Below are 16,763 nucleotides of genomic sequence, written 5' to 3'. Positions count from 1 at the left end.
TTTTTCGCGATCCCCTCCTCAACCCCTCGATCGACCTCTGGAGGCTTTTCGATCGCTCTCCATCTATCGGACTCGATTTCGGGTCAAACTCGACGGGGATCTCCCAGGGGGATCGATCGAGCTATGGTGAAAAATGCCAACTGATATATAGGTGACTCGTGAGCAGAACGGTAGCTCTTCCTCCCTGGGTTTCGATCGACCCCTTATTAAAAGACTGGCTCAAGGAAGATATCGGACGGGGGGACGCCACCGCCCAAACCCTCCTTAACGGAACCAACGCTCGGGGAACGGCAATTTGGACGGCGAAAGCGGAGGGGATGGTGGCGGGACTCCCTCTAGCGAGACGAATTTTTGAACTGTTGGGGTGCGGTGCGGGAAGCAGTCAACTGGTGGATGACGGAACTGCTTGTACGCCGCAAATGGCGATCGCTCGCTTTGAGGGTCCCCTGGAGGCTCTCTTAATGGGAGAACGAACGGCGTTGAATTTAGTCATGCGGCTCAGCGGTATCGCCAGTACCACGCGGCAATATGTGGAGAGGATTGCTGATTTACCCGCGCAACTGACGGATACGCGCAAGACAACGCCGGGTTTGAGAATCTTTGAGAAATACGCCTCTCGTATCGGAGGGGCGACGAACCATCGTATGGGATTAGATGATGCGGTGATGGTCAAAGACAATCACATCGCCGCTGCTGGAGGTATCGAAGCGGCGATCGCACGCATTCGGCCGCAAATTCCCTATCCGATGACGATCGAGGTGGAAACGGAAACCCTCGACCAGGTTCGAGAAGCTCTGGAGGGAGGGGCGGACATTATCATGCTCGATAATATGAGCCGGGAACAGATGTGCGAGGCGGTGGCCTTGATTCGAGGGTTCGATCGCCCGGTGAAAATTGAAGCGTCGGGGAACATCACTCTCGAGAGGTTGCGTAGTGTTGCTGAAACGGGAGTCGATTACATTTCAACGAGCGCCCCGATTACGAGGTCTCATTGGCTCGATATCAGTATGAAATTGAGTTTGGCTTGAGGTATCAGAGAGATTTCCCGGTGGGGGCGGTGCGTGACGGGGGAACGGTTTTCTTCATTGGCGGTGTACCTTGTCGGTGCGTGACGATTTGTTAGTCTGGCGATTTACACCGGATTGTTCAAGTCACGCACCCTTGTTGGTTGGCGGTGTACCTTGTCGGTGCGTGACGATTTGTTAGTCTGGCGATTTACACCGGATTGTTCAAGTCACGCACCCTACGGGGGTCTTTATTTTGAATTGACATCCTCACCGCCCTGGAAGGGCGGTGATTCCCAAACCTCGCGATTTGGGTTCCTGCTTCCTTCTCTCTCGAGTTTTTCGCAGTGGCTCTCCGGATCGATATCCTTCAAGTCTTACACTCGCTTCACAGGCTGTAACGGTGTGTCCCACCGCCAAAATTCCCATTCAATTGGAGTTTTAGGCAAACTTACTAACTTGGGTTTCGTTAGCCAGTTTAACCATTCACGTCCATTGTACTGTAAAGCCGCCCTAGAAGGGCGGGGTTTCAAACCCAAAATTTTCGATGAAATGGACCCAAAAGGAGCCGTCGGGGATGCAAACGCGGCGGATGAGGTCGTAAGTGTAGGTGAGATAGGCTCCGCTTAAATCGGTGCGGTATCCCCACTCGAACCATTCGCCGTAGGGGTCGTGGACGATAAAGCCGCGCTCGTTGTAGCCGACTAAGACGATGATGTGGCCGAAGGAGGTGAAGTAACCGTGAATGACTAAGGGATTCCCTTGGGCGAGCCAGTCTTTGGCGTCTTCGATGGTGGCGTCGGTGCGGAACTGGTCGCGACAACCGTAGTCGCGGACGATTTTGGCCAGGTCGTAGGGACTGTGGCGGCTTAAGCCTTGTTGAAGAGCGTATTCGTAAAGTTCGTCTTCTAGTTGACCGACGTAAGTACGTCTGGAAGCCCCGAGATATTCTAAGCACATGGCTAGGGAGGTGACGTTACAAGACCCGGTGGGGTTATACCAGTTGTCGAGTTGGGACTTGTAGGGAACGTCTAGGCGAACGGTTTCGGGTTTGGCTTTGGGTATTTCGCGGTCTTCGTCTTCCCAGATTTGTACGTGTTCTTTGAAGGTGTACCACTGTTTGGAATCTTCGATTTTGCCGTTGTCGTGCAGTTTGGGAAAGGCTTTGTTCCGTAAGGTGATGCGGATGTGGTTGCGGACGGGTTCGTAATCGAGTAACTCGAATTCGGTATCGGCGGGAATCGATTGTTTTTCGGTGTCGGGGAGGTCGGAGGACTGGAGGGGTCTGGCTTTGAGTACGGTGTTTTTGAGGATTTTGAGTTTGGGTGGGGGTTTGGGGAGGTCTTCTCGTTTGGTTTGGATGATGAGTTTGGCGGTGCGAGCTCCGAGGTAGCCGTTTTCTCCGGCTTGCATGAGGGTTTGGAATCGGTGAAAGGCGGCGGTGGTGACGGGACCGAACTTGCCGTCTGCTGGGGGGGCGAGGATGCCGATGTCGATCAGGCGTACTTGGATTTGACGGGTTAGATCTTCGTCGGCGGCAATGTCGTTGATGTCGTACTTGCGATCGCTCTCGAGAAAGTCTTGTAATCTCATCGATGCCACGTCCTATAGGTCGATTCTATGTTGAGATAGCTCGATAGTAGCGCGATCGATTGCGAAATCGAGGGGTTGGGAAGGAGGACGGTCGATCGAGCGCGATCGCGCTTCAGTCGAAGGCTGTCGCTGGTTTCTCAATTCTAGAGATGGCTTGGCAAGTCCGGAGCAAATCTTTTATAATTGTTAGGAACGATCGCCGATCGTTCTCAGGAATCACCATTACGGGATGTAGCGCAGCTTGGTAGCGCGCCTGCTTTGGGAGCAGGATGCCGCAGGTTCAAATCCTGTCATCCCGACTTTCTCCAACGCCGCTCTCAGGCCACGGTGCTTGAGCGTGCAGAAAAAAACTCCCGAGGTACAAACCTGGGAGTTGGGGAAATTTTTTTGAACTCTCTCGTTTAAAGGTTTGATCGAACCCTCTGTTCAGTCTTTGACAGGATTCGATCGAGACGTGCAGTTAAGTCTAACGGATACCGATCGCGCCCAAACCCGGGAGTCGATCGAGCGCCAGCGGTGCGGCGAGAACGAGTGCTTTGACGGGCCAGGGTGCGAAAATCAGGCTCAGAATCAAGCACAGTCCGGCGACACCCGCCATGGCAACTTTAACGATTTCTTCAGTCGTGTTGAGGCTGAGGACAATCGAAACACCAGCTACGGCTAAAGTAGCCAAGCAGGAAACTAGCATCAGCGATACCTCAAATGTGATTCGTCAGTGTTGTTAATCACTCAAGATGCGTTGCGTTCCTTCGGTGCGTAAGCCCTACTTCCGTCCCTTCACCAATGAAAATCTCGACTGAGAAGGGATGAACGATTGAGATTGAGCTATCTTTACATTAAGGTGAGTAACTGTCAACCCCAAGACTTCATGAATTTTTGATTTGGGCTTCGGGGGTGACGAACATGGCATCGCCAAAGGAAAAGAAGCGATAGTTCTGTTCGACGGCTTCTCGATAGAGCGTCAAAAGTCGTTCCCGCCCCACTAAAGAGGACACCAACATCATCAAGCTGGATTTGGGTAAGTGAAAGTTGGTAATCAAGCCATCGACGACGCGCCAACGATAGCCGGGATAAATAAAAAGATCGGTTTTTCCGCAAAACGGCTCGATGTCTGAGGTTTGACTGTTAGCCGCCGCCGATTCGATCGATCGCACGGCGGTGGTTCCCACGGCGATAATCCGCCCGCCATTGGCGTGGGTGTCGCGAATCGCCTCGACGGTTTCGTGGGGAACTTTCGCCCATTCTTCGTGCATGGCGTGTTTCGTAATATCAGAAACTTCCACGGGGCGAAAGGTGCCGACTCCGACGTGCAGGGTAACGAAAGCGCGACGAATTCCCTTCTCGTCTAGGCGATCGAACAAATTCTCGGTAAAGTGTAACCCGGCTGTTGGGGCGGCGGCAGAACCCGCTTGACGGGCGTAAACGGTTTGATATTGGTTCGGCGACGCCTGGGATTGCGTGACGTAAGGGGGAAACGGAACTTCGCCGTACTCTTCCAGCATCTCTAAGAACATTTTGTCTTCGGGAAACTGAAATTCCAACAGGCGACCGCCGGTTTTATCGTCTACGGAAACGACGCGGGCGCTAAATTCGCTCTCTGAAAGCTTTTCTGAAGAGTTTGAGGGCGGTGAAAACAGAATCGACGCGCCGGGTTTGAGGCGTTTTCCCGGTTTTACCAAGGCGAACCAACGATTTTGACTGACTTCTTCTAACAACAGCACTTCGACTTTGGCACCGCTGGGTTTTTCGCCGTAAAGACGGGCTGGAAGTACGCGGGTGTCGTTGAGAACGAGTAAATCGTTCGGTTGTAACAACTCCGGTAAATCCCGAAACCGACGATGTTGGTGTTCGGTGGGAGATGTTACGACGAGAAATCGGGCGCTATCCCTCGGTTCTACGGGATTTTGAGCGATTCGGCCTTCGGGTAATTCGTAATCGTAAGCCTCGAGAGACAAATCGGGATTCGATTGGGGCTGAAATTCGGACATAGATATAAACGATCGCGCAACTTCACTATGAAAACAAAACTGTGAAAACAAAAGGGCGAAAACCCAGAACGAAACCTAGGGTGGGACGCCTCGAACGCGGGAATTGTCGTAACTTTGGGGAACTCTCCCCATGAAACGAGCGGGATTTCCCCCTACAGCTTTGAGGCAGGCTCGGCGACGATTGTAGTAGACACCCAATTCACGGCACGGAACATGGATTATCTTTACTATCTCGCAAATGCCAGTTTAACGTTGAGGGTGGTCGAACACTTACAACGCAACCATTTCCCGGTTCAGTTCGTTACGGTCATTCACCAAATCGACGGCTGGGTGGTTCGCGTCAAAATGCAGTTTCCCCTCGACGCACAACAAGACGGTGATTTTCAAGCTTACTTGAAAGAACTCGGTATTCCTTATCCCTCTAATATTCGCGTACAAATGGCGATGTGGAGTTTGGAAACGGGACAAACGCCGGTAGACGTGATGAGACGCTATCAAGTGGCGATCGTCTGTCATGGAAATCCGGATACGGAAGAAATTGAGGCGTTTCGCCATCAGTTCGTCCGAGGACTCGGCTACTGTCCGGAAACCTTGGCGTAGTCGTTGGGATACTCTACACTGGCGTACTCTGACAACAGTGGATTAAATGTCGATGGTTCGGTTTAATCGGCGTCGAATACGTCTGTAAGATATTGGTGTAACGTCAGTCTGGCGTTGGCAAGGTACAAGGGTTTTTTCAGCAGGATTTCACTAACGTCAACCCAGGAGGAGATAGTCTGAGTCGGAGGAGTTTTGAGGCGATCGCACTTCACTAACGCCACATCAAACCGACAAGGTACGTTGCTAAATTGAGGATAGACGGCGAGAAACTGTTCGGCGGTACGCCAGAGTTTCTTGCGTTTTTGCGAGGTGATTGACAGTAAGCCGTTGGCGTCCCAATTTCCACGACGGCGAGTTTTGACTTCGACAAAGATGAGTTGGGAGGTTTTCGCGGTAGGGGGGGTGGCTGGAAATTTGGCGATGATGTCGATTTCGCCCCAGCGACTCCGCCAACGACGGTGTAAAATCTGCCAGCCTTGCTGTTTTAACCAGCGAACGACGAGTTCTTCTCCAAGCTCGCCGGTTTTATGCGGATCGTTACTGGTAGGATCGCAACTAGAATCCATGATTTATCGGGTTCGCGAGGTTCTCGGTTTAATTTCAGATGGGCTGAGAACTGATGTCAAGTCGCGTTTCGAGGATAGAGGTTACTCGTGAAATACGGTACGGTTGCAAGCCCCAGAGAAGGGAAATACGCTGTTGGCCTGGGGCGTCGGAATTGGAAAGTTGGTTTGTGGGTCGATCGGCTGTTGAGATGCTGCGCGATCGCCTTTTGTATTGGTATTCTCTGTTTGGCGGATGTGGCGTTGTACGCGAGTCCGGCGCAGGCGGCGAGTTACGAGAAGGAAACGCTGTTCGGGGAGGATTTTTCGGGTCAGGATTTAACGGATGCGAATTTCACCCTGGCGACGATTCGCAGTAGCGATTTCCGCAACGCCAATTTGGTGGGATCTCAGTTGTTCCGCACGAAGTTTAAGGAAGTGACGTTGGACGGGGCGGATTTGCGCTTTGCGACGATCGACTCGGCGGTGTTTATTCAATCGAGTTTGAAGAACGCGCTTCTGGAAGGGGCTTTCGCTTATAACGCCCAGTTTAAGAATACGGAGATTGACGGGGCTGATTTTACGGATGTGTTTCTGCGAGAGGACACGCAAGCGGAACTCTGCGCGATCGCGTCGGGAACGAATCCGGTTACGGGGCGCAATACGCGAGATACGTTGATGTGTGATTATCTTTAGTTGTGATATGTGGGGTTCGTCCCGCAGGACTGAATCTGGAAAAAACCCGGTTCCTCGAGGGAACTGGGTTTTTTGTGGGAGTTTAGTGGGAGTTGGGACGCGATCGCGCACGATCGAACTCATCCGGAACGCGATCGCGCGCGATCTTCGCCACCCGCGATCGCGTTCTAGAAGAGGGCGAAGGGTTCGGCGACCGAGTCGGCGATCGCTGACGCCATCGGGTTCGAGACTCGGGGAGGAAAAAACTGGCTTCGCGATCGCGCACTGATAAATATAGTGTTATTGTTTCCGATCGCGCACGTTCTCAGATCGCATGGTCTCGTCAGATAAGTTTTGAGAGGATGGATTCGCGATCGTGCTGGGATCTGTTGGATCTGTTTGAGAAAGACTGCTGGGGGTTCGATCGCTCTGGCCCTGACTCGATCGCAAGAGCCTGTTTTGGGCGATCGACCTCTCAGCCCTCTCAGCCCTCTCCGCCCTCTCAGAACGACGTTTCCCAATTCTCCTCGGAGGTTTTCCCGAAAATCTCGAAATTCGAGATAATCTTCGTCCCATTTTGCCGTCAAAAATAATGAATTCGACTATTTATTTATAATATTTTTGTGTTTTAAAACTATCTAAATCTAACACTTACATATGATATTTACTATTTTCTAAAAAAATCTAAAAAAATATTGTAATTAATTGATTGTTTTAAAATATGCTAATATTGATAGTATTAGAATATCAAGATTCTTGCCAAAAATCCTAAGTATTCCTACAATTGAGATTTGACGCACCAATCAACTTTTCTGAAAGCCTTAATACAAGCAAGTTTAATCGATTTGCTAAACTTTACATATCAAGATTTTAAATACATATTTTGTAAGATTTAGGATGATATAGCAATCCTAAGTTAATTGTGGAACTTAACCTATGGAAATTAACAGATTTTAAACTCAAAATCGAACAAAGGTAGGAGTGTTTCCAGATCTCCAGCATCTTCAAAATACCGGGAATCTTGCCATGAATTATTTAGTAGTCCATAAAATAAAAATACAAAAAAATAAATCAAAATAGAAAAGATTAGAAAATAATAAGTAATAAATTTAATTAAAAATTATTTAATCGCCAAACTATCTTCATTTTAAATAGTTTTTTATCTTTAAAATATATTTTTGACTAAAGCTTTAAACCCCGAGTGAATAGTCGATCGAATCAAAATTTTACTGCATTGCCATGTGTTAATACAGTAAAAGGCCAATCGATCAATATTCTCACCCCGAGCATCCAAGCCACAGCATTTCTACCTATTTGTGACAAAACTTATCACACTTGCGGTTTTTAATTGTTCCCAGAGACGGGATGTCTTAGAATAATTTGACCCCAAGCTCGACGCAGACCCCCATACCCCAAACCCAACCCACGATCGAGGAACGGTTCATGTCAGAAGCCAATCAATACCATTTCGAGACTTTACAAATTCATGCCGGACAAAGCCCTGCCCCGGGAACGAACGCGCGGGCGGTCCCCATTTACCAAACCACCTCTTACACCTTTAACGACGCGGATCACGGCGCGAACTTGTTCGCGCTCAAAGAATTCGGGAACATCTACACCCGAATCATGAACCCGACCACCGACGTATTCGAGCAGCGCATTGCCGCCCTCGAAGGTGGGGTGATGGCACTAGCGACCGCCAGCGGTCAAGCCGCGCAATTTATTGCCATCAATAACATCTGTCAAGCTGGAGACAATATCGTTTCCACCAGTACCCTTTACGGCGGAACCTACAACCAGTTCAAAGTAACGTTTCCCCGGATGGGAATCGACGTGAAATTTGTCGGTGGAGACGACCCGGAAGAATTTCGCAAGGCGATCGACGAGAACACTAAAGCGATTTACGTCGAAAGTCTGAGCAATCCGAAATTTAATATCCCCGATTTTCACGCTTTAGCGCATATCGCTCACGAAAACGGCATTCCCCTGATTGTCGATAACACCTTTGGTTGTGCGGGATATCTCTGCCGTCCCATCGAACAGGGTGCTGATATTGTCGTGCAATCGGCGACGAAATGGATTGGCGGTCACGGAACCTCGATCGGGGGAGTGATTGTCGATTCCGGTAAATTCGACTGGGGGAACGGCAAATTTCCCGTGTTCACGGAGCCTTCTCCGGGCTATCACGGTTTGAACTTCTACGAAACCTTCGGCCCGAACGGCCCGTTTGGCAACATCGCCTTTATTATTCGGGCGCGAGTCGAAGGGCTGCGGGATTTAGGGCCTTGTTTGAGTCCGTTCAATGCGTTCTTGCTGCTGCAAGGTTTAGAAACGCTGTCGCTGCGGGTCGATCGCCACACGCAAAACGCTCTAGCCTTGGCGCAGTGGTTAAACGAACACCCTCAAGTTGAATGGGTAAGCTATCCGGGTTTGAGCGATCACCCGTACCACGAGCGGGCGAAGAAATATCTCAAACACGGGTTTGGTTGCGTGTTGAGTTTCGGCATTAAAGGCGGAATGGAAGCCGGCCGGACGTTCATCAATAACGTTAAGCTGGCGTCTCACCTGGCGAACGTGGGCGATGCGAAAACGTTGGTGATTCACCCGACTTCGACGACGCACCAACAACTGTCTGAAGAAGAACAGAAGGCGGCAGGAATCACGCCGGAAATGGTGCGGGTGTCGGTCGGCTTAGAACACATCGACGACATCAAAGCCGACTTCGAGCAAGCGTTCGCCGAGGTTAAGTAAACCTAACGTCAGTTGGAGCGGCAGTTCGGAGGGCGATCGCGTCCGTTCCCTCTCGTTTTTCCCCAAGTCCACCGACGCCAACGGTGAATTGGTGTGGAGACGAGGGGGGTTCTGCCGTTTTCGTGCGAGAGCGTTCGGTCTAACATCGTTGCTGTTGTTGTTTTCGTTATGGGTGTTCGAGGCGAGTGTATCGAGGCGGGTGTATCGAGCGCCCCTATCGTCGCAAGCCGTCGATCGATTAGAATTTTCAGCAATTCCCCATCGCCAATTCTCGATGAAATACTCGCATTCGATCTCTCCAGATACACAATTTCACCAACTGACAGAACCCTTCGCGCTCGAGTCAGGGAAGCTGTTGTTGGGTGTGAAGGTGGCGTATCGAACCTGGGGTAAGCTCAATGCAAGGGGCGACAACGCCATTCACATCTGCCACGCTTTAACGGGAAGCGCCGATGCGGATGAATGGTGGGGGCCGCTCTTCGGTCTGGGAAAGGCGTTCGATCCCGAGCGCGATTTTATTGTCTGTAGCAATGTTTTAGGGAGTTGTTACGGAACGACCGGGCCGATTTCGACAAACCCAGAAACGGGAAAACCTTACGGGCCGGAATTTCCCGCGATTACCGTCCGCGACATGGTGCGTCTGCAAGCGAGATTGATGAAAGAGTTGGGCGTGCAGAAATTACGCATGGCTGTTGGCGGTTCTCTGGGCGGGATGCAGGTGTTGGAGTGGGGGAAACTGTATCCGGATTTTGTCGAATCGATTGTCTCGGTGGCAGCTTCAGGGCGACATTCGGCTTGGTGTATTGGTATTAGCGAGGCGCAGCGACAGGCGATTCAGTCAGATCCTAACTGGTGTGGAGGCTGGTACGCGGAAGATGCACCGCCGAGACAGGGATTGGCGGCGGCGCGGATGATGGCGATGATTTCCTATCGGGCTTACGGGAGTTTTGAGAAGCGGTTCGGACGTCAGGTTCAGGACAACGGAGATTATGCTGTTTGTAGTTATTTGAAGTATCAGGGGAAAAAGTTGGTCGATCGCTTTGATGCGAATACTTATCTGACGTTGATCGATGCGATGGATCGGCACGATGTTTCTGAGGGTCGCTGGGATTATTATGAGGTTTTGGGATCGATCGCTCAGCCGACGTTAGTGGTGACGATCGATTCCGATCTGTTGTATCCTCCGGTCGAACAACAGGAGTTGGCGCAGTTTATGCCCAATGCCAAACTCGAATGGTTGTATTCTCCCCACGGTCACGACGCCTTTTTAATTGATATGGAAGCCCTCAACGGGCTGATCGTTAAGTTCGTGACCACTGCGTTCGGTTGATTTCCTGGCAGCGGCAGGAAAAGGGCGAGGCGCGATCGCGATCGAATTTTCGAGCTAAAAAATTTCAGTTTTTTTCAAGGGTGGAAGTAACAAATTGCGATCGGGGCGATCGCGTCTTTAAAAGTCGAATTATTATAAGAAAATAAACATGGGGATTGCGGACTTATTCAGACTTGACGATGGCTCGGAGCGCGATCGACTGGGCAGGGCGGGCAACTTGTTGGGACGGTTGGGCGAGTTCTCAAGGAATTAGAGCGCTTTTTTGACTCGGTAATGTCCTGTCCAGCCCTGGGAATGCGAAGCGAGTCCCGACGCCTCTCCCAATCCATTGTCAACTCCGCCTGCGGCGGCCGGGTGCGAGAGAGCGAAGGTCAAAGCGAGGGGCGAGCGTGACGCTGCGCGATCGCCAGTGAATTCTACCCGTGAATTCTCAAAACCCAAGTGATACGATCGAAGTAGGAACGACGCTCTCAAAAGCCTTCGCAAGACGGACAAACGGCGGGCGAATTATCGTCCCCAGAATTCCAGTTGTGAAATACGCAAACGCTTCTCAAAATTCCCCCAATCGAACTCAGGCCAGCGAGCTGATATCGAACTCGAGAGATTGCGCTTCGTTCCCATTTTCGTTGTCCATGACAGATTCAGACAAACTGCGTTTTTTGGAAGACTCTTGTACCCCCAAAGCCCGAGATCCGAAAGGAAGTTGGACTCTCGAAGAGTTGCCGATCGATACGGTAACCGCCCTCGAGAGGGAATCTTTCGCCGCAGCTTCGACGCCCGATATCTCCATCGCCACCTATCTGTCCCGCGATCGACAGACCGGCCAGAGAGGCGTTCTCGCCCTTGACGAAGAAGGACAGTTCAAAACCGTTTGTCCGTGGCGTCTCTGCCGCGCGATCGTGGGAGGCGAGGATCTTGAGGATACCCCCCTTCGTTCCGTAGCGGTTCCCGTGCTGACGATACAGGTGGCCGAAAACATCGAAACTCAGGTGTTGTGGGAGTCTCTCCAAGGCGCTTCGGCAGACTGGCTGTTGTGTCTCGACGCCAAGGGGAACCCCTACGGTTGGCTCGATCGCCTGCGGCTACTGCCTTGGCTTTCTCAAGAGGCTCTAGAGTCCTTGAAAGGGCGATCGCTATCCGAGTTGTCCTCTGCCGAAGGGTCTTGTTCCGAACCGATGGCGATCGCTAGTCGAGCCAGCTTGCGCGAAGCGGCCGACATCCTAATTCAAAATCGGCTCAGTGCCGTTGTGGTGGCTGACGAGACGGTTCCCGACGGTCGCCGCGTGGCTCGCGGGATTCTCACCCTGGGCGACCTCCTGCAATATGCCACCTTGGGATTGGACTTCGATCGCACCGTCGTGCGAGAAGCCGCCAGCGCCCCCCTGCACCCGGCCAGTCTCGATGACTCCCTGGCGATGGCGGTGCGAACCTTTACCCGAAAACCTTTGAGACATCTCGTCCTCGTCGATCGTTACGGGGAACTGGCCGGTCTGGCGAACTCGCAGAATCTCTTCGCCGCGCTCCCCGCCTCGGTTCGGTTGTGTCGTCCCGCCGCTCTCTCCCACGCCGAAAGCGATCGCAGCCAGAGCCGGGGCTACAACCTCTCTCACTACGCCGCGAACATCGCCCTGCAACAAAATCGCAACTCGTCTCAGCAGTGGGGCGGTTTAGAGGGCGAACCGGCAGAAAACTCCGAGGGTGAAAGGACCGCCGAGCCGTCGAAAAAACCCGGCGCTGACGAAGCGATCGCCTCTCCGCTGAGTCTCTTCAGCGCCTTGAAGAGGGTGTCTGGTCTGGCGAAAACCGATACTGTCTTTCATGACTTCTTCGAGGCCATGACGGAGATCGTATTGTTATTCGATCGCCAAGGGCAAACCGTCGGGGTCGTACCCACCAATCCCGATCTTCTGTATGGAGAAGACCAACATATTCTCGAGCGCACCCTCGAACGATTGGCGGACGAGTCGAATCGGTCTGCCATCCTCGCGGCGGTCGGTCGCGTTCTCGACAAGGGCAGCAGCGAGTATCTCGAATACAGCGTTCCCCTCGACGAGAGCGGCCGCCATCTGTGGTTTTCCGCACGCCTTTCCCCGTTAGGAGACGGCGAAACGGTTCTCTGGGTGGCGCGAGACATGAGCGATCGCCAACAAAGCGAAGAAAACTTACATCTTTTGGTCGATCGCGTCACCGAATACGGTATTTTCCGCCTCGACCCCACTGGAAAGATCGTCACTTGGAATACCGGAGCCGAACGTATTAAAGGCTATCGCGTCGAGGAAATTATCGGACAACACTTTTCCTGCTTCTTTACCGAAGAAGATCGCGCCCAAGGACTCCCTGAAGAAGAGCTTCATCAAGCCACCCAGACCGGACGCTACGAAACGGAAGGTTGGCGAGTTCGCAAGGACGGATCTCAACTGTGGGCCAGCGTCAGCACCACCGCTTTGTACGACGACGAGGGACAGTTGTGCGGGTTTGCCAAAGTCACTCGGGACGTCACCGAACGCCTGGCCGCCGAAATTTGGCTGCGACTCCTCGAACGGGCGATTTCCGAAAGCAGTAACGGTATCGCCATCGCCGACGCCACTGGCAAAGACAATCCCTTGATTTATGTCAATCGAGGCTTCGAGCGTATTACCGGCTATCGCCAGCAAGAGGTTATCGGTCGTAACAGTCGGTTTTTACAGGGGAGCGATCGCCAACAAAGCGCCCTCAAAGAAGTGCGCCAAGCTCTCAAAGAAGAGCGTCCCTGCTGCGTCACCTTGCGAAACTACCGCAAAGACGGCAGTTTGTTTTGGAACGAACTGACCGTTTCCCCGATTCGAGACGGAAACGGGCGCGTAACCCATTACATCGGCGTGCAAACGGACGTGACCGAACGCAAAGAAACCGAACGCCGTTTGGCAGAACTCAGCGCCCAGTTACAGGCGATTTTGGACGCGGCGACGGACGTAGCGATTATCGCCACCGATCTCGACGGGACGATCGCCGTATTTAACGCGGGTGCCGAACGGATGCTGGGCTATCGCGCGGAGGAAGTGGTGGGTCAACATACCCTGTTGTTGTTTCATCTCGATCGCGAATTAGAAATCCGCCGTCAGGAACTCAATCGCCGTGAGGGATCGGACACCTCGGTGAGGGGATTCGATATTTTAACCGTCGATGCACGTCAGATGGAGAAGGGCGAAACGACACCGTCGGCGTCGTCGAAGCAGGAATGGACTTACGTGCGTCAAGATGGAAGTTTGCTCACGGTCGATCTCACCGTCACGATGATTCGCGACGAGAAAGGCCAGCCCACGGGGTATCTAGGCATCGCGCAGGATATTACCGAACGCAAACGAACGCGGGAACGACTGCGACAGCAATTGGTGGCCGTCGAAGCTGCCCTGGACGGAATGGCGGTACTCGACGCCAACAACAATTTTATTTACGTTAACGATGCTTACGCCAAACTGTTGGGGTACGATTCGGCGGATGCGGTGGGCAATCGCTCTTGGCGCGAGAGTTTCCCCCCCGAGGAATTCGATCGCCTGGAACGGCAGATTTATCCTCAAGTCATGCGAAAAGGACAGTGGCGCGGAGAGGTCATCGCCCAACGCTGGGACGGTCGCAGTTTTATCGCCGAACTCTCGTTGAAACTGACCGATCGCGGCGAACTGGTGTGTATTTGCCGCGATATTACGCAACCTCGCCGTTCGGAAATTCAACTGCGGGAAAGTGAAGCGCGATTCCGTCAGTTTGCCGAAAACATCGAAAGCGTGTTTTGGATGACCGACCCGGATAAAAGCCGGATGCTCTATGTCAGTCCCGCTTACGAGCGAATTTGGGGGCGATCCTGCGCAGATCTTTACAGGAATCCCCGGCAGTGGATCGATGCGATTCATCCCGAGGATCGCGATCGCGTGTTGGGCGCCCTGCCGAAACAGGTACGGGACGAGTATTGCGAGGAGTATCGCATTGGTCGCGAAGATGGCAGCATTCGTTGGGTGCGCGATCGCGCCTTTGCCGTCAAGGACGATTTCAACCGCGTCTATCGCATCGTCGGCATCGCTGAAGACATCACCGAACGCAAAGAAGCCGAAGCCGCCTTGCAACAGCAAACGGAACTGTTGCAAAAAATCTTCGATAGCCTACCTGTGATGATCGCCACTTACGACGCTCGCGGGCAAGTTACCCTTGTCAACCGCTATCTCGAAGAGACCTTGGGCTGGTCGGCGCAGGAAATCCTAGCCATCGACTTATTAGAGCAGTGCTACCCCGATTTCGAGTATCGCCAACAGGTGGTGTCGGTGATGCTACACCAAGACGGCCAGTGGCACGACTTCCAAACCCGCACCCGCGACGGCCGGATTTTAGAGACCTCTTGGGCGAACATTCAACTGTCCGATGGCAACAGTATCGGCATCGGACGAGATATTACGGAACAGAAACGGGCTGAAGTGGAAATCGCGCGGGCGAAAGAGCGATTCGAGTTAGTCGTCCGTGCGTCCAACGATGGATTTTGGGATTGGGATCTCGAAACCGGAGAGATTTACTATTCGCCCCGTTGGAAAGAGATGTTAGGTTATGCCGACGAGGAACTCGAAAACGATTTTTCCATCTGGGAACAGTCGATTTTCGAGGACGACCGGGTGACGATGTTGGAACTCCTCGATGATTACAATGCCGGACGGCGCGATCGATTCCACGTGGTTCAACGGTTTCACCATCGCGACGGTTCGACGGTCTACGTCCTCTGTCGGGCGATTCACCTGAAAAACAGCGAAGGTCAAGTGGTGCGAATGGTGGGGTCGAACTCCGACATCACCGAACTGGTGCGGGTACAGCAGGCGTTAAAAGATTCTGAGTTGCAATTGGCGGGAATTTTAAACAGTTCCCTCGACGGCATTATGGCATTTCGATCGCTTCGAGACGAAGAGGGGGCGATTTTCGATTTCGAGTGGCGATCGTGCAATCCCGCTGCGGCGCGTCTGGTGGGCCGTTCCGGCGAAGACCTTCTCGGCTGTCGCCTGCTAGAAGAATTACCCGGAAATCGCGACGAAGGACTCTTCGATGCTTACGTGCGCGTTGTGGAAACGGGAAAACCGAGCGAACGGGAATTTTTCTACGATCGCGACGGAATTCGCTGCTGGTTTCAAAGCGTCGCCGTCAAACTCGGCGATGGATTTGCCGTGACCTTCCGCAACATCACGAAAATCAAACAGGGCGAGCGGGATTTACAGCGAGCCAACGCAGAACTCGAGGTTCGCGTGGCGGAACTCAAACAACGCAATACTGAGATGGAATTGCTCAGCAACATGAACGACTTTCTACAAAGTTGTTTGACCGTCGAAGAGGCTTATAAAACCGTGGCGACGTTGATTCGACCGCTGTTTCCCCACTGTTCCGGCGCCGTCTACACCCTGCATCCTTCCAAGAATTGGGTCGAAGAAGTGGCCTCGTGGGGCAAACCCCATACAGAAGTGCTGTTTTCGCCCCAAGACTGTTGGGCGATTCGTCGGGGTCGCGTTCACTGGGTCGAAGGCGCCGAGAGCGAGTTGTTTTGTCCCCACGTCCATCAGGTTAACGACAGTCCGGCGGTGACGCTGTGCGTTCCCACCACGGCTCAGGGAGAAACCTTAGGCTTGTTGACGGTAGCAGCAGAGGACCCCGCCCATTTGTCGAGGAGCAAGCGGCAGTTAGCGCGAACGGTGGCCGAACAGTTAGCCTTAGCGGTGGCGAATTTGCGCTTGCGAGAAACTCTGCAAAATCAGAGCATTCGCGACGGACTGACGGGACTGTTCAACCGTCGTTACATGGAGGAATCTTTGGAACAGTACGTTCATCGAGCGGGGCGTTACGGTCAGACCTTGGGCGTGGTTATGTTAGATGTCGATCGCTTCAAACAGTTTAACGATACTTTCGGTCACAACGCTGGGGATTTGGTGCTGCAAGCGGTGGGACAACTGTTGCGGGACAACGTGCGCGGGTCGGACATCGCCTGTCGCTACGGTGGCGAAGAACTGACGCTGATTTTACCGGATGCCACCCTCGAAGATACGGTCAAACGGGCTGAGGAGATCCGTGAAAGTATCGAACGATTGGAACTGTGGGATCGGGGGCAGCGCCTCGGTCAAATTACCGCTTCTTTAGGAGTGGCGTCGTTCCCCCAACATGGGTTGAGTGGCGGTGCGGTGGTGCAAGGGGCGGATGCTGCTTTATATCGGGCTAAGGCGCGGGGACGCAATTGTGTCGTCGTGGCAGAAACGTCGGAACGGGAGGGTTGAGGTGATGGGGA

Annotated in this window: 12 protein-coding genes, 1 tRNA gene and 1 riboswitch; of the genes, 7 read left to right on the top strand and 6 right to left on the bottom strand. The window is 52.7% G+C overall.

The genetic code is table 11. The features are described 5' to 3' along the window. Positions 1–158 precede the first annotated feature (158 nt). The gene (nadC, locus tag ACP5D4_RS04935) at positions 159–1,028 is read left to right on the top strand and encodes a carboxylating nicotinate-nucleotide diphosphorylase (RefSeq protein ID WP_428010512.1); all 870 of its coding nucleotides are present in this window, start codon (positions 159–161) and stop codon (positions 1,026–1,028) included. 489 nt (positions 1,029–1,517) lie between these two features. On the opposite strand, the gene ACP5D4_RS04930 is transcribed toward nadC, so the two are convergent. Continuing rightward, the gene (locus ACP5D4_RS04930) at positions 1,518–2,597 is read right to left on the bottom strand and encodes a C39 family peptidase (protein ID WP_428010511.1); all 1,080 of its coding nucleotides are present in this window, start codon (positions 2,595–2,597) and stop codon (positions 1,518–1,520) included. A 225-nt stretch (positions 2,598–2,822) separates the two neighbouring features. On the opposite strand from ACP5D4_RS04930, the gene ACP5D4_RS04925 reads away from it, so the two are divergent. Then, positions 2,823–2,896, top strand: a tRNA-Pro gene (locus tag ACP5D4_RS04925). 167 nt (positions 2,897–3,063) lie between these two features. Here ACP5D4_RS04925 and ACP5D4_RS04920 read toward each other — a convergent pair. Together ACP5D4_RS04920 and queA are read right to left on the bottom strand one after the other, a co-directional pair. Continuing rightward, positions 3,064–3,285, bottom strand: a complete 222-nt coding sequence (locus tag ACP5D4_RS04920) for a hypothetical protein (RefSeq protein ID WP_428010510.1) — start codon at positions 3,283–3,285, stop codon at positions 3,064–3,066. Between the two features lie 50 nt (positions 3,286–3,335). After that, positions 3,336–3,412, bottom strand: a riboswitch (Glutamine riboswitch). Between the two features lie 51 nt (positions 3,413–3,463). Next, positions 3,464–4,585, bottom strand: a complete 1,122-nt coding sequence (gene queA, locus ACP5D4_RS04915) for a tRNA preQ1(34) S-adenosylmethionine ribosyltransferase-isomerase QueA (protein WP_428010509.1) — start codon at positions 4,583–4,585, stop codon at positions 3,464–3,466. A 213-nt stretch (positions 4,586–4,798) separates the two neighbouring features. On the opposite strand from queA, the gene ACP5D4_RS04910 reads away from it, so the two are divergent. Beyond that, positions 4,799–5,185: a hypothetical protein gene (locus ACP5D4_RS04910; RefSeq protein WP_428010517.1), complete on the top strand. Its 387-nt coding sequence runs from the start codon at positions 4,799–4,801 to the stop codon at positions 5,183–5,185. Positions 5,186–5,247: 62 nt separating this feature from the next. On the opposite strand, the gene ACP5D4_RS04905 is transcribed toward ACP5D4_RS04910, so the two are convergent. Continuing rightward, on the bottom strand, positions 5,248–5,751 hold the full coding sequence (locus tag ACP5D4_RS04905) for a YraN family protein (protein ID WP_428010508.1): 504 nt from the start codon (positions 5,749–5,751) through the stop codon (positions 5,248–5,250). An 87-nt stretch (positions 5,752–5,838) separates the two neighbouring features. Between ACP5D4_RS04905 and ACP5D4_RS04900 the strand changes: the two genes are divergently transcribed. Further along, positions 5,839–6,423: a pentapeptide repeat-containing protein gene (locus ACP5D4_RS04900; protein WP_428010507.1), complete on the top strand. Its 585-nt coding sequence runs from the start codon at positions 5,839–5,841 to the stop codon at positions 6,421–6,423. A gap of 82 nt (positions 6,424–6,505) precedes the next feature. Here ACP5D4_RS04900 and ACP5D4_RS04895 read toward each other — a convergent pair whose 3' ends face one another. Then, positions 6,506–6,688: a hypothetical protein gene (locus ACP5D4_RS04895; RefSeq protein ID WP_428010506.1), complete on the bottom strand. Its 183-nt coding sequence runs from the start codon at positions 6,686–6,688 to the stop codon at positions 6,506–6,508. A gap of 1,157 nt (positions 6,689–7,845) precedes the next feature. On the opposite strand from ACP5D4_RS04895, the gene ACP5D4_RS04890 reads away from it, so the two are divergent. Then, positions 7,846–9,153: an O-acetylhomoserine aminocarboxypropyltransferase/cysteine synthase family protein gene (locus ACP5D4_RS04890; RefSeq protein WP_428010505.1), complete on the top strand. Its 1,308-nt coding sequence runs from the start codon at positions 7,846–7,848 to the stop codon at positions 9,151–9,153. Positions 9,154–9,161: 8 nt separating this feature from the next. Here the strand turns inward: ACP5D4_RS04890 and ACP5D4_RS04885 are convergent, their stop codons facing one another. Beyond that, on the bottom strand, positions 9,162–9,299 hold the full coding sequence (locus ACP5D4_RS04885) for a hypothetical protein (protein WP_428010504.1): 138 nt from the start codon (positions 9,297–9,299) through the stop codon (positions 9,162–9,164). Positions 9,300–9,427: 128 nt separating this feature from the next. Here ACP5D4_RS04885 and metX point away from each other — a divergent pair, with 128 nt between their 5' ends. After that, positions 9,428–10,483: a homoserine O-acetyltransferase MetX gene (metX, locus tag ACP5D4_RS04880; protein ID WP_428010503.1), complete on the top strand. Its 1,056-nt coding sequence runs from the start codon at positions 9,428–9,430 to the stop codon at positions 10,481–10,483. A gap of 632 nt (positions 10,484–11,115) precedes the next feature. After that, positions 11,116–16,752, top strand: a complete 5,637-nt coding sequence (locus ACP5D4_RS04875; RefSeq protein ID WP_428010502.1) for a PAS domain S-box protein — start codon at positions 11,116–11,118, stop codon at positions 16,750–16,752. The last annotated feature ends 11 nt before the right edge of the window (positions 16,753–16,763 follow it).

The sequence above is a fragment of the Baaleninema sp. genome, from assembly GCF_049974805.1.
Lineage (GTDB): Bacteria > Cyanobacteriota > Cyanobacteriia > Cyanobacteriales > Geitlerinemataceae > Baaleninema.
Note: the sequence above shows the minus strand (reverse complement) of the source record. Positions and strands in the feature narration are given on the sequence as shown.

Bases quoted from the DNA above. Each gene is read 5' to 3' on its own strand.
- ACP5D4_RS04930 (WP_428010511.1), bottom strand. From the start codon at position 2,597: ATGAGATTACAAGACTTTCTCGAGAGCGATCGCAAGTACGACATCAAC.
- ACP5D4_RS04920 (WP_428010510.1), bottom strand. From the start codon at position 3,285: ATGCTAGTTTCCTGCTTGGCTACTTTAGCCGTAGCTGGTGTTTCGATT.
- queA (WP_428010509.1), bottom strand. From the start codon at position 4,585: ATGTCCGAATTTCAGCCCCAATCGAATCCCGATTTGTCTCTCGAGGCT.
- ACP5D4_RS04910 (WP_428010517.1), top strand. From the start codon at position 4,799: ATGGATTATCTTTACTATCTCGCAAATGCCAGTTTAACGTTGAGGGTG.
- ACP5D4_RS04905 (WP_428010508.1), bottom strand. From the start codon at position 5,751: ATGGATTCTAGTTGCGATCCTACCAGTAACGATCCGCATAAAACCGGC.
- ACP5D4_RS04890 (WP_428010505.1), top strand. From the start codon at position 7,846: ATGTCAGAAGCCAATCAATACCATTTCGAGACTTTACAAATTCATGCC.
- ACP5D4_RS04885 (WP_428010504.1), bottom strand. From the start codon at position 9,299: ATGTTAGACCGAACGCTCTCGCACGAAAACGGCAGAACCCCCCTCGTC.
- metX (WP_428010503.1), top strand. From the start codon at position 9,428: ATGAAATACTCGCATTCGATCTCTCCAGATACACAATTTCACCAACTG.
- ACP5D4_RS04875 (WP_428010502.1), top strand. From the start codon at position 11,116: ATGACAGATTCAGACAAACTGCGTTTTTTGGAAGACTCTTGTACCCCC.